Here is a 12,340-nt window from a genome sequence, read left to right on the forward strand (position 1 = left end):
CCCACACCATGGTTGTAGTGATTGTACCGTTGACTTTCCTCTCGCACTATCGCTTACTTAGGTTGGAACAAAGAACAAAAACAAGAATGCGGTTTTAACCAAAACTTTGTTTTCATTCCAACAGGTCGGTTCAAGGAGCGTATTGCGCAATTATGTCAGCATTATGGCATGGAGTTTATTGAGGTAGAGGAGGCGTACAGCTCGCAGGCAAGCTTCCTAGATGGAGATGAGCTACCTAGTTATGGTGAAAAACCCGACGGGTGGAGACCCTCTGGGCTGAGGCAAATGCTGCCGCCAACCTGCTTAAGAAAGTCAGCAGAACCTTGGGGCTTTGCGTTAAGGAACTGTCTAGAGGCGCTTTGACAACGCCGTTGCGGGTTCTTTTGTGGACTGCGTAAGAATCCCCCGCCTTTAGACGGTGGGAGTGTCAACAGGCCCCCCTGGCTGGTGGAGCGAGGTCAAGGCGCTCGACATCGGCCCAGCGGATCTGCCGGCGCAGCCCACCCAGACGGGGTAGGTGGATTGCATGCCCACCTCGTCCACCCGAACCTGCTGGCTTAGGGATCCCAGCAGCGCCGCCATTCAGTCCAGATCCTGGAAAACTGGCCCTGGAGCTAAGCTAGTAGAGCCTCCAGAGAACCTGAGAAAAGGGTTTGTTGGCCGCTTGTCGATTGAGTCTTGAGTGATTGATATGTAATGAATGTATGAAAGCTCAGCTTCCGGTTACAATTTTGACGGGCTTTTTGGGCAGTGGTAAAACCACGCTGCTCAAGCGCATCTTGCAGGAGGAACACGGGCTGCGCATCGGGGTTATCCTCAACGAGTTTGGCGAGATCTCCATCGATGGCGAACTGGTCAACATGCCCCAAGGAGGGCTGATGCAGCTCAGCAACGGCTGTCTCTGCTGCACGGTGCGGGAGGATCTCGAACGGGCGGCTCGCGAGCTGCTTCAGCATGCCCAGGCGTTGGACTACCTGGTGGTGGAGACCAGCGGCGTGGCGGATCCCAGGCAGGTGGCCGAGCTGTTTGTACAGAGAACCTTCCACGAGGAGCTGCGCCTGGATGGGATGGTGACCCTGGTGGATGGGGCCGAGTACTGGCGCAACTTCCAGCGGTCCCAAACTACCGCCCACCAGATCAGCAGCGCCGACATCTTGCTCCTGAACAAGGTAGATTTGATCACCCCAGCCGAACAAGAGAAGATCCTGTTAGATCTGCGTCGCTACAACCCCGACGCTCCCTGTCTGCCCACCACCCACGCCCAGGTGCCCCTGGCCCGCATTTTGGATGTGCACGCCTTTCGCCCAGAGCTGTGGGATCCCAAGCTCTCCGCTGCCGAGGCTGAAGGTCACGCTCACCCCAGTCACCATCTGGAAGAAGACGGGATCCAATCTCTGAGCTTTCAACTGCAGCAACCGCTGGATCTGGCGGCCTTCCGCGATTGGCTGCAGGATCTGCCGGAGACGATTTTTCGCGCCAAGGGGGTGCTGTGGGTTGCGGACGAGCCGCAGCGGGTTATCTTTCATCAGGTGGGCCGACGACAGACCCTCTTCTTGGAGCGGGAGTGGGATCCCGATGAGCCGCGTTGGTCAAAAATTGTCTTCATCGGCAAGGAACTAGAGCGGGAAGCGCTGGCCGCCGGCCTCAACCGGCTGTGTCGGGCAACCGCCGCCTGCCCATGAGTCCAAGTTTTGGGATGGGATAACCGCGATGGGCCGCAGCAAACTTTCAGAACAAGAACAACAGCAAATTGTTAGCACCTACCGCGGCTCGGCAGCCACTGCCGCCGAATTGGCCGAGCAATTTCGGGTAAGCGTTACCACCATCACCCGTGTCCTCAAGGAAAACATCGCTGCCGACGAGTACCAGCGGCTGATCCAGCTCAAACGCTCAGCAGCTCGCCGCAAAGACACGGGCGAGGAACCCACCCTTCCCCTGGACGGCATGGAGGGGCAACAGGTCTTGCCCCCACAGGGGGCTGCCGACGCCTCCGATCTCAGCGATGTCAGCGAAGGGGAGCGGATCCCTGAGGACAGGACGGCCACGGTGGCAGAACTGGCCCCCGAAGAATTGCCGGCCCAGCTCGTAGCCGAGCTTCAAGAAGACCTAGAAGACGACGAGGACAACGACCTGGAAGACGAAGAAGACGATGACGACGAAGAAGAGGATGCCGACGATTTTTTAGACGACGCGGCAGCGGTGCCCTCAGAAGATCCCTTGGCGGATCCCGTCCATCACATCCAAGTACTCCCCCTAGAGAAGCTCGACCTGCCTGAGACCTGTTATGTTGTGGTGGATCGCTACCAAGAGCTGACCACCCGCCCCCTCAAGGAATTTCTGGGGCTGGGATCCCTGCCCGTAGAGGGGATCGAAAACGCCAATACGCTGCCCATTTTCGACAACCACAAGGTGGCTCGGCGCTTTTCCGAGATGAGCCGTCGTGGCAGCAACACCTATCCGCCCTACCGGGTCATCCAATTTCCCGGATACATTCTGGAGATTGTACGCCCACAATTGCAGAAGAAAGGCATTACCCATCTGCTAATCGATGGACAAATTTACAGCCTGTGAGGTGTAGCCGCCGAATTCAACTACAGCTTGCTCTTTCGTCAGGAGATCCAGCGCACCGACGGAAACTCCACTGACAAAGGTTTTAGCTTATGGGACGATATAGGTTCTGGCCAAGCAGGCTGTAACTGCCCAGTTGTCTAAATTAAAAGTCTTAACCAGAACACTCAACCATGGATCCTCAAAAGATCAACGGATAGACTTATGTCGGAGTTTCAACTGGTTTCTTCCTATCAGCCCACGGGGGATCAACCCAAGGCGATTGCCGGCTTGGTGAAGTCGATTTTAGAGGGCCATCGCTTTCAAACCCTGCTGGGGGCAACCGGAACCGGCAAAACGTTTACCATTGCCCATACTATCCAGCAAGTCGGCAGGCCCACCTTGGTGATGGCTCCCAACAAAACCTTGGCCGCCCAACTGTGTAACGAGCTGCGAGAGCTTTTTCCCTACAATGCCGTCGAATATTTCATCAGCTATTACGACTATTATCAACCGGAAGCCTATGTGCCCAGCACCGATACTTACATCGCCAAGTCTTCTTCCATCAACGATGAGATCGACATGTTGCGGCACTCCGCTACCCGCTCTCTATTTGAACGGCGAGATGTCATCGTGGTGGCCTCGGTAAGCTGCATCTACGGCTTGGGCATGCCGGAGGAATACCTGAAGGCTTCCATCCCCTTCCAAGTCGGCCAGGAGATCAACCAGCGGGAGGTCTTGCGGGATCTGGCCGGCATTCAGTACGAGCGCAACGACCTGGAGCTGGCGCGGGGGCGATTTCGCGTCAAGGGCGATGTGCTGGAAATTGTGCCGGCGTATGAAGATCGGGTGATCCGCATTGAATTTTTTGGCGATGAGATCGAGGCCATTCGCCTGATTGATCCGGTTACAGGTGAGATTTTGACCAGCCTCAGCGCCCTCAGAGTCTACCCGGCTCGCCACTTTGTAACGCCAGAAGCCCAGTTGCAGCAGGCGATCCTCAACATTGAGCAGGAGCTGGAGGAGCAACTGGCTTTCTTTCGCAAACAAGGCAAGCTACTGGAAGCCCAACGGCTAGAACAGCGCACCCGCTACGACCTGGAAATGCTGCGGGAGGTGGGCTATTGCAACGGCATCGAAAACTACTCTCGGCACCTGACGGGGCGCAAGGAAGGGGAGCCGCCTGCTTGTTTAGTGGACTATTTCAAGGCCAACGATTGGCTCTTGGTGGTGGACGAATCCCACGTCACCGTGCCGCAAATCCGCGGCATGTACAATGGGGATCGCGCCCGCAAGCAGGTGCTGGTGGATCACGGGTTTCGCCTGCCCAGCGCCCTCGACAACCGCCCTCTCAAAGCCGAGGAGTTCTGGGCCAAAGTCCACCAATGCGTCTTTGTTTCCGCCACGCCCGGCAACTGGGAACTGGAGCAAAGCGGAGCCCAATTTGAAACGGTGGTGGAAAACGGCAAAACCCTGAAGTTCTATGTGCCGGGCACCGGTCGGGTTATAGAACAGGTCATTCGGCCCACCGGGGTGGTGGATCCGGAAGTGCATGTCCGCCCCACAGCCGGGCAGGTGGAGGATTTGTTGGGAGAGATCTACCTGCGATTGGAACGTTCGCAGCAGGGCCTCCCGGAACGGGTCATTGTGACCACCCTCACCAAACGCATGGCCGAAGATCTCACAGAATACTTGCAAGAACGCGGGATCCGGGTTCGCTATTTGCATTCCGAGATCAGCTCAATTGAGCGGATCGAAATTTTACAAGATTTTCGCGAAGGAGCTTTTGACGTACTGGTAGGGGTCAATTTGTTGCGGGAAGGGTTGGATTTGCCGGAAGTCTCCTTGGTGGCCATTTTGGACGCGGATAAAGAGGGATTTTTGCGGGCGGAGCGATCCCTGATTCAGATGATCGGGCGAGCAGCGCGCAATGTCCGTGGCACGGTGGTGATGTACGCCGACACCCTGACCGGCAGCATGGCCCGGGCCATCGCCGAAACCCAGCGCCGCCGGGAGATTCAATTGCAATACAACCGCCAACACAACATCACTCCTAAGCCCATTATTAAGAAAAACAGCAACGCCATTCTGTCTTTTTTGGCCATCTCCCGCAAACTCAACAGCCAAGACCTGGAAAAAGCCTTTCCAGTTGCAGACGAAATCCCTCTTTCGGAGATTCCAGAGCTGATCGGCCAACTGGAACTGAAGATGAAAGCAGCGGCCAAAAACCTGGAATTTGAAGAAGCTGCGCAACTGCGAGACCAAATTAAAAAGCTGCGCCAACGCCTTTTGGGCCACCATCAGAGCACTTAAGGTCCTCGCTTGGATCGGCCAAAATCGGGATTTGCTTATGCCACCATAGGCTTACAGCAGCATCCTAGGGATCCCCAAGACAATGGGCGTTCGGGTCCAACGAGCCATTCGAGACTCTGTCCTGCTGAAGGGAGCGGCCCTGGCGGTGGGGCTGATAGCCGGGATTGGCCTCTGGCTCCTGCCCGCTCCGGTCTCCAAGGCTGCTGGGATCCCGGTGGCCCAAGCCCTCGAGTTGCGGGATCCCGGCTTTTCCCACCCCACTCCTGCCGAAGCGCCAACTCTTGAGGGATCCCCTTCCCCGACCTCTAGCCCACTGCGGATCCCCTTGACCGGCCAAGAGGGCACAGAAGTCTTGGTGGGGAACATTCCGGTGTTTCGCCTGCAGACGGCAGAATACCCCAGCGATGTGCGGGCCGACAACGTGCGGGCAATCATTGAGCGCTTCTTGGAAGAAGGCCAGTTGCCAGAGCCGGAGGTACGGGTGGCCCAGGATGCCAACGGCCAGTACGTCCTCCGCCTGGGAGAAAGAGGTCGCTTTGAGGCCACCCAGCGGTATCTGTTTACCGTCACCTATGCCGACGCCGCCGCCGAGCGCAGGGTGCCGCTGGGCCAGGTGAGCCTCAACGACGTGCGTCTGGTGGCCAACACTTGGGCGCGGCGGCTGGAGCAAGCCATTGCCGAGTACCGGCAGGATCGGCTGGATCTGCAGCGGGCGCAGGATCCGCGCGTGCTGATGCTCACCATCCTGGCCGGGCTGGCCACCGTGGCAGTGGGGTTCTTTCTCTGGCGGCTGTTCGACCGCAGTCTCGTCCGCCTGCAAAGTTGGTTGGAGCTCAAGGCCGACCCGGCCTGGGGGAGCTGGATCGACATCGCAGGGGTGCTGCTGCGAGGCCTGGGAGCAATTCTCATTGCCGGCATCTCTCTGGATCGCGGCATCAGCTTTATACCTGCCCTGCGGCCTTTTCAGCGCGCTTTTTACCTGGGCTTGGGGCGCGTGGTGGCCACGGCGCTGGGCGTCCTCACCCAACCGCTGCCCAATTCCAGCGTCTCCATCGCCAGCTTGCTGGTCTTTTTTGTGCTGGCCGCTTTGGTCTTCACCGTTGCCCACTACGTCAGCGTTGGCTTTAAGCAGCGGTTTCTGAGCCGGCTGGGACTGGATCTGGGCACCCAGGAGTCTACAACGGCCATCTTCAAGTACATCCTCACCCTGTTCGGGATCCTCTTGGTCTTGCCCTTCAGTGGCCTCAATTTGGGATCCCTGGCGGTGATTGCCGGGGCGGTGGGTTTGGGGATCGGTTTTGGTCTGCAAAACCTCTCCAACAACTACATCAGCTACATCGCCATCCTGCTGGAGCGCCCCATCCAAGTCGGGGATCTGGTGGAAGTGGACAACCTGCTCGGCACCGTGGAGCGCATTGGCCCGCGGGCCACCGTCCTGCGCACTTTGGATCGCATCTTTGTAATCGTGCCCAACTCCCGCTTCACCGAGTCGAAGGTGGTGAACTGGAGCTACCGGGATCCCCGCTGTCGCATCCACATTCCCGTGGGCGTGGCCTACGGCTCCGATACCACCTTGGTCACCGAAGCCCTGCTCAGCGCCGCCAAGGAAAATCCGCGGGTACTGAGCAGCCCCGCCCCGCAGGTGTGGCTCAAGTCTTTTGGCCCCTCTTCCCTCAACTTTGAGCTGCTGGTGTGGATCAACCGGCCCCAGGATCAATTTGTCTTGATCAGCGAGCTGAACTTTGCCATCGAAGCAGAGTTTCGCCGGCGTGGGATCCGCATCCCCTTCCCCCAGCAAGATATTCACATTCGCAGCCTCGAAGGATTTGCTCCCCCCAGTCAAAACGGCGGATCCCGTTCCCTGCCCGATGCCGCTTCCATTCAGTCCGCCCTCAGCGAAGCGGCAAAATCGTTGGAAGACCAAAATGGCGTTTCCTGAGCGACACCATGCTGCAACGGTTAGATGAGGCACTGGGTAGCTTTGGCAGCCATCCGTGTTGGGCTGAACTGAAGCAAATGCAGCTCCTAAGACAGCTCTGGCCGGAAGTGGTGGGAGAGGCGGTAGCAGCGCAAACCTATCCCCTCAACCTGCGCCGCCAGGTGCTACAGGTGGCCACCTCTACCCCGTCCTGGGCGCAAAACTTAACTCTGCAGCGCCAGCTCATTCTCAGGAAACTCAACAGCCGCCTGCACCCTCCTCTCAGCGACATTCGCTTCAGCCCCGGCGCTTGGCACGAGGGATCCAGCCCGTCCGCTCCCCACCCTGATGCGGAGTTGGTAGGCAAGTTTTACCCCATCTCATCTGCAACCCCAGCCCAAAAGCAGCCTGCAACCGCTCGCCGCTCCGGCTCACGGCCGTCTCCCGCCGATGCTAAAGCCGCTTTCGAACGTTGGGCCCGACTGGTGAAACAGAGACAAACTCAGCAAAACCTGTTCCCTTGCCCTGCCTGTGGCTGCCCCGCCCCTGCCGCCGAACTGGAGCGTTGGTTGGTCTGCGGGTTTTGCCATCGCCAGTCCTTGCGCGTGCGCAGCTAACTCAGGGAACTCAAATTAGGGCTGTTTCCAGGGGCAACGAAACAACTCGTTAGGTCGATCCCCAGCTCCCTTCTCCCAGAGGGAGAGGGGCCGGGGGTGAGGGGAACTCCCCCTGAGGTTGTGGATGGTGGCGGCAGCGGCCTGGATTCTCGATGAAGGCAACTGCAAACCCTCAATCGTTCATGGCGTGGTAGGTGGCCACCGCCGACGGCGATACGCGGTTCAAGTAGCGGAAGATCCAGTACTTAAAGAGTGTATCGAGGAAAACCGGAAAAGTGGCAATAAAGCCGTAGATAAAATTGCGGTTTTCTGGCAGACCCAGGTGGGCAGCTAAGCTGCTCAGCAGCACCTCCCAGCCATGGGGAGAGTGGTAGCCGACGAACACATCTGTGAAGAGAATAATAATGAAAGCCTTGGCACTGTCGCTGAGGCCATAGATCAGGCGATCCAAAAAAGACTTGAGAACTTCAATTTCCTCGCGCCCGATGAAGATCAGCCAGCCAAACACCAGCAGCGATAGCACGTCGGCAAGGACGTTCTTGAGGCCTTCCAAATTCTTACGGCTGTATTTTTGCAGCAACTCCTCTGCCTTCTTGGACAGTTGGTCTTCGGATTCCAGGTCGAGCTCTGGAGATTGGTGGTGTAAAGCCCGCTCAAACTCTATTTTTTCCTTGAAAAACTCAAACTCGGAGAGAGCCTTTTCTTGAAATTCGTAGCTCAGAGCCAGAATGGTGGGCTCCCGCGGCTGAAAGCGATCCACCAACGGCCCGAACAGGAAGTGTTTCGAGAAAATCTGGACAAGCAGCGGCAAAATGGCCAGCAGCAACAAAAACCGAACTGCCACCAGTGTGCGCGTGCGTTGGCTGCGATACTCCTGGAGCAGCTCTTCTTCTGCCTGCGAACTCAGCTCACGGCGGATCTGGTTGGCCGTACGCAGGATGGAGCGAGGCAGGAGGGCCGTTTTAGAGGCAACCGGGGCATTGCTGTTGTCGAGGTTTGTCTTAGCAAGATTGGTCTTGATGGAGGGATCGGAGGGCTCCGGCTGGCTTGAGGTCAGTGGCTCTGGTTGCTCTTGAGAGTTGGGCGGAGGGGAGGTGGACCTGGGTTGAGCAGCGGGGCGCTTGTAGCGCGAGGTCACCTGATCGATAAACTCCAGCTTTTCCAAAATCGAGGGATCCCGACTTTGCCGGCCATTTTCAGCGTCTTTACCGTCGTTTTCAGAAGGGCCGACGGGGGCCTCTTTGGCCTGATCTTTGTCGGAAGAGAAGGGAGGGCCGCTGCCATTTTGCTCGGGATCCGGCAGGCGAGAAAAAACGCTACTGGCCCTGAACTCCGCTAAACTAAGATCAATTTGACGCAATTCCTGGCGCAATTGGATCTGAAAGTAGCGGCTGGTGTTTTGGCCGTGGTTTCCGTTGCTGCCGATGGATCCCCCCTGAAAGTAGCGGTCTTCGATGGCTTTGATGCGCAGGGCAGCTTCATAGGCTCGATCGAGGGAGCGTAGGGGAGTACTTGAGATCCATTGGCCGAGCCTGCTCAACACGGATTCCCCCATTGCTTTTTCCTGTGGCGGTTTTTCTCAGGGCTGATCCATGCATTTTTCAATGGCTAACTATTGTAACAACTTCTGGGAGGCTGGGCAGGGATCCGGATGGGGAAGCGGCCCGTCTGGATCAAAACCGTGTTGAAGGGGTTAGGGCTCAGGATCCCTTGAAGCGGCTGAGGGCAAAAGCGCAGATCTGCAGCAGCCGCAGCCCGTCCCGCACATGTTGGATGTTGGAGCGCCCATAGGTTCTGGGGAAGTAGCGCACCGGGATGTCCAGGATCTTGAGGGTGCGCTTGGCCGCCCCCAACAACAGGTCGAAATCCCCAAACGGGTCAAAATCCCCCCATTCTTGCCGCAGCTTGGCAATCTGCCAATAGTCCTCCCGCCACAGGGCCTTGGTGCCGCAGAGGGAATCTTTGATGCGGATGCCGAGAATGTGGGAGAGGAGAGCGGCAAAAAAACGATTGGCCCACTGGTTGAGGCGCGGCATCGCTTCTGGTTTCAGGGGATAGACGAGGCGGCAGCCGTTGGCAAAGTCGCACCGCCCGGAGGCCACCGCGCGGAAAAACTTGGGGAGCTCTTCCGCCTGGACAGTCAAGTCGGCGTCGAGAATGATCAGCACATCGCCGCTGGCCGCGGCAAACCCCTTGCGCACCGCATCTCCCTTGCCTTTGCCCTCTTGCCGGAGAGCCTGGATGGTGCGGATCCCCTGGTATTCGTCCTGAACCCGCTGGATCTCAGCCCAGGTGTCGTCGCTGGAATGCCCCTCTACAAAAATGATCTCGGTGCGGGATCCCATCTCTGGCAACTGCTGCACACAGCGGCGGATGTTGCCCGCCTCGTTGCGGGCTGGGATCACCACTGTGCAAGAAGGTTGCTCCTCAAGGGGGGGATCCCAGGCGGGATCGGGCTGGGGGCGGGCGATCGTGTATTCCGTTAGACAAAGGGCGTTGATCCCGGGCAAGGGGGCAATGAAGCGGTTAATCAGCGTCGAAAGCAGTGGGATCCGCCGCGGCAACAACAGCCGCTTGCCCTGCTGAATGACCTCGTACCCTGCTAGGTGCAGCAAATTGGCCACATCGCCTGCCGAGAGCCAGTTGGCTGCCGGCAGGGGCATGCGCTGCTTGAGGACGGTCGCCAGGCTTAGCAGCGGCTCCCAGAGGGGGTTGTGGTACGAGAGGATCAGGCGAGTGCGCGGGGTACAAAAACGGCGCAGCCGCTCAAGAACCTGCTGAACGTCTGCCAGGTAGCCCAAGGTGTTGACGAGCAAAATAACGTCAAAAGGCTCCGCTAAGATGGGATCCTGCTTGTCCAGCGTGTGGGCATCCTGCACCCGAAAGTGAAGATGGGGAAACTGCCTCTGCGCCTGGGCAACAATCTCTGCGTCCCAGTCAATCCCCACCCCAAAACTGGGCTGCAAAGCGTTGAGCAGGGATCCGGTGCCGGAGCCGATTTCCAGAATGCGCAGGCCTGGGGGAACGAAGAAGCGGTGCAGCCGCTCCAGATCCTCGTGGTAGTAGCGGTTTTTTTGCCGCCAGTAGTGCAGGGGGTGGGTCAACGCTCCCGGGATGTCGCCAGATCAGCTTTAGATCATAAAGGGCGGTGGGCAATCCGCAGACAAGCCCTGGCGAGCAGGAGACTCAGCGACGACGCACCCTATCTCTTTGGCTGACGAAGACGATGGCGCCGAAGAGAAGCCCCAGCACCACTGCGCCGTACAGCAAGCTCCAGAGAAAGTTAGCCAGTGAGGGAGTCATAAAAGAGTTTCCTCCTCCTGCGAATAGCAACTACCCAGCTATTCTCTGACTATACCGATCTTTGTCACCCCTCCCCGCCCGATCGTCCCCTCCAATGACAGGCACTTGGCCGATTATTTCGTTTGGTATTCCAGGGGCACCTCCTCTAGGGTTTGGCTGGTGCCGGCAAAGGGGTTGTCTGGGGTTAAGAAGAGCATACAGTGACATTCTTTGCGCTCGCGCATTGGCACGCAGGGGCAGTTCCAATAGCCGGCTTTCACTTCCGCCTCTTTGTCTTCGTAAAAGCGGCAGGGACAGAGCGGAGCGCCCAACTGCTCTTTGTGGAGAGCCAAGCCTTCGATCACTGCCGTCGTAATCGTAGGATCAGAGCAGAAAAAAGTGTCGGTACGTTTGGCGTAGGTTTCTGCGAAATGCCGCATCACCTCGAAGGTTCTCTGCGAGGCCTTGTTGTGACCACGACTTTGATTTTCCATACCGATTCCCAGGGGTGTAACCAGTAATCCGGGCTACCTCGCTCTTCGTTGTACAGCAGACTCCTGCTCAACACGAACAAAAACGGCCTTGCTGTTACACAAGGCAACATTTTGAGACAACTTCAACACACTCCCCGGAAAGAGAAGGTCTGGTCTTCAGGGTACTACCAGCACTGGGCAAGGGGAGAGGTCGATGACCCGGTGGCTGACGGATTCGTTTTTCCGGCCTTCGGCTAGGCTGATGCCGCGGGATCCCATCACGATTAGGCTGATCTCCAGCTCGTCCGCCACGTCGCAGATGACAAAAGGAACCTTCCCCTCGCGATACTCGCTCTTGACATTTTGGATGCCAATCTGCTGGAGGCCAGCCTCAGCCTGTTTGAGCAAGTTGTGGATACTTTGGCGGGCTTGCTCGGCTTGCTCTGGGCTCAGGTCCGTGCTGTCTAGGACGGAGAGCAGATAGACCTGGCTCTTGTAGCGCTGCGCTATGTCCGCCACCAAGGGCAGGGCGTGGCTAGTTTCGCGCGAGTTGTCGATGGGAAAGAGCAGTTTGTCGAACATAGTCGCGGATCCCACACTTAAGCCCGCCCCTTCCCTATCCACGTCGGGGGCTGGCCCTATTCTACCAATCAATTTTACCGGAAGCTCAATGGCCTCCTTCCACCCCTGCCCGTTTTTCTATTGTCAGGGGCTCGACCTGGGCTGCAAACGGAGCCCCTCTCCTGTTGGGATGAGCGGCCATGCCCATCATCCCGCAAAACTCCAGCCGCCTTAGGCCATGCTGGGCTGAAATTTACGCAATTCCTGCCAAAAATCCATGATTTTCAGATTGACCAAACTTGGAAAAGAATAATGAAAAAACTGTCGTCCCCCAGGGCAAAACCACATTTGATCCCCTGGCTTTAAGTGGTTTCCCCACTTCTCGAGCGAAGCGGGATCCACAATGGGGTCATCCTCGCTGGCGCAAACCAACATCGGCACCGACACTTTCTGGGTTGGAATCGCTACCACCTGAAATAGGGAGTGAGGTATGGGGGAAGTGTCTAAATCTTTAGCCAGGGCATAGGAGAGTGAGCGCGCTCGCCACTGTTCTGAAGCTGGCAGAAGGCTCTGGGCTATACGCACCAGGAGCTGTTCTCGGCTACAGCAAAACATTTTTCGCTGCATGG

General features: G+C 57.6%; 11 protein-coding genes and 1 pseudogene. 5 read left to right on the forward strand and 7 right to left on the reverse strand.

Features of this window, described 5'->3' with window-relative positions; genetic code table 11:
- Positions 1–411: 411 nt before the first annotated feature.
- Complete coding sequence (locus NW848_RS06470) at positions 412–582, reverse strand: hypothetical protein (protein ID WP_011431359.1); 171 nt, start codon at positions 580–582, stop codon at positions 412–414.
- Positions 583–704: 122 nt separating this feature from the next.
- Between NW848_RS06470 and NW848_RS06475 the strand changes: the two genes are divergently transcribed.
- From NW848_RS06475 to NW848_RS06495, 5 genes are all read left to right on the forward strand, one after another.
- Positions 705–1,682: a CobW family GTP-binding protein gene (locus NW848_RS06475; protein ID WP_011431358.1), complete on the forward strand. Its 978-nt coding sequence runs from the start codon at positions 705–707 to the stop codon at positions 1,680–1,682.
- Between the two features lie 28 nt (positions 1,683–1,710).
- Positions 1,711–2,571: a hypothetical protein gene (locus NW848_RS06480; RefSeq protein ID WP_414508991.1), complete on the forward strand. Its 861-nt coding sequence runs from the start codon at positions 1,711–1,713 to the stop codon at positions 2,569–2,571.
- 201 nt (positions 2,572–2,772) lie between these two features.
- Entirely contained in the window at positions 2,773–4,860 is a 2,088-nt protein-coding gene (gene uvrB / locus NW848_RS06485; RefSeq protein WP_011431356.1) for an excinuclease ABC subunit UvrB, read from the forward strand.
- 82 nt (positions 4,861–4,942) lie between these two features.
- Positions 4,943–6,799 (forward strand): mechanosensitive ion channel family protein, encoded by a 1,857-nt coding sequence (locus NW848_RS06490; protein WP_414347069.1) that lies wholly within the window; start codon positions 4,943–4,945, stop codon positions 6,797–6,799.
- A gap of 77 nt (positions 6,800–6,876) precedes the next feature.
- The gene (locus NW848_RS06495; RefSeq protein WP_240527320.1) at positions 6,877–7,395 is read left to right on the forward strand and encodes a DciA family protein; all 519 of its coding nucleotides are present in this window, start codon (positions 6,877–6,879) and stop codon (positions 7,393–7,395) included.
- A 172-nt stretch (positions 7,396–7,567) separates the two neighbouring features.
- On the opposite strand, the gene pxcA is transcribed toward NW848_RS06495, so the two are convergent.
- The 6 genes and pseudogenes from pxcA to NW848_RS06525 form a co-directional block, all read right to left on the reverse strand.
- The gene (gene pxcA / locus NW848_RS06500; RefSeq protein WP_414402780.1) at positions 7,568–8,938 is read right to left on the reverse strand and encodes a proton extrusion protein PcxA; all 1,371 of its coding nucleotides are present in this window, start codon (positions 8,936–8,938) and stop codon (positions 7,568–7,570) included.
- A gap of 157 nt (positions 8,939–9,095) precedes the next feature.
- Positions 9,096–10,499 carry a glycosyltransferase gene (locus tag NW848_RS06505; RefSeq protein ID WP_099812766.1) on the reverse strand — a complete coding sequence of 468 codons (1,404 nt, stop codon included), beginning with the start codon at positions 10,497–10,499 and terminating at the stop codon, positions 9,096–9,098.
- An 82-nt stretch (positions 10,500–10,581) separates the two neighbouring features.
- Positions 10,582–10,698, reverse strand: a complete 117-nt coding sequence (locus NW848_RS06510) for a photosystem II reaction center X protein (RefSeq protein ID WP_011431350.1) — start codon at positions 10,696–10,698, stop codon at positions 10,582–10,584.
- Between the two features lie 113 nt (positions 10,699–10,811).
- Complete coding sequence (locus NW848_RS06515) at positions 10,812–11,171, reverse strand: ferredoxin-thioredoxin reductase catalytic domain-containing protein (protein ID WP_414390276.1); 360 nt, start codon at positions 11,169–11,171, stop codon at positions 10,812–10,814.
- 156 nt (positions 11,172–11,327) lie between these two features.
- Positions 11,328–11,732: a universal stress protein gene (locus NW848_RS06520; protein ID WP_414347076.1), complete on the reverse strand. Its 405-nt coding sequence runs from the start codon at positions 11,730–11,732 to the stop codon at positions 11,328–11,330.
- A gap of 210 nt (positions 11,733–11,942) precedes the next feature.
- Positions 11,943–12,340 (reverse strand): annotated as a pseudogene (locus NW848_RS06525) (alpha/beta hydrolase); the annotation flags it as partial.

The sequence above is a fragment of the Synechococcus sp. RC10A2 genome (genome assembly GCF_047502605.1).

Excerpts from the sequence above, each read along its gene's own strand:
- NW848_RS06480 (WP_414508991.1), top strand. The coding sequence starts at position 1,711 with ATGGGCCGCAGCAAACTTTCAGAACAAGAACAACAGCAAATTGTTAGC.
- uvrB (WP_011431356.1), top strand. The coding sequence starts at position 2,773 with ATGTCGGAGTTTCAACTGGTTTCTTCCTATCAGCCCACGGGGGATCAA.
- NW848_RS06520 (WP_414347076.1), bottom strand. The coding sequence starts at position 11,732 with ATGTTCGACAAACTGCTCTTTCCCATCGACAACTCGCGCGAAACTAGC.
- NW848_RS06510 (WP_011431350.1), bottom strand. The coding sequence starts at position 10,698 with ATGACTCCCTCACTGGCTAACTTTCTCTGGAGCTTGCTGTACGGCGCA.
- NW848_RS06515 (WP_414390276.1), bottom strand. The coding sequence starts at position 11,171 with ATGGAAAATCAAAGTCGTGGTCACAACAAGGCCTCGCAGAGAACCTTC.
- NW848_RS06490 (WP_414347069.1), top strand. The coding sequence starts at position 4,943 with ATGGGCGTTCGGGTCCAACGAGCCATTCGAGACTCTGTCCTGCTGAAG.
- NW848_RS06495 (WP_240527320.1), top strand. The coding sequence starts at position 6,877 with ATGCAGCTCCTAAGACAGCTCTGGCCGGAAGTGGTGGGAGAGGCGGTA.
- NW848_RS06475 (WP_011431358.1), top strand. The coding sequence starts at position 705 with ATGAAAGCTCAGCTTCCGGTTACAATTTTGACGGGCTTTTTGGGCAGT.
- NW848_RS06470 (WP_011431359.1), bottom strand. The coding sequence starts at position 582 with ATGGCGGCGCTGCTGGGATCCCTAAGCCAGCAGGTTCGGGTGGACGAG.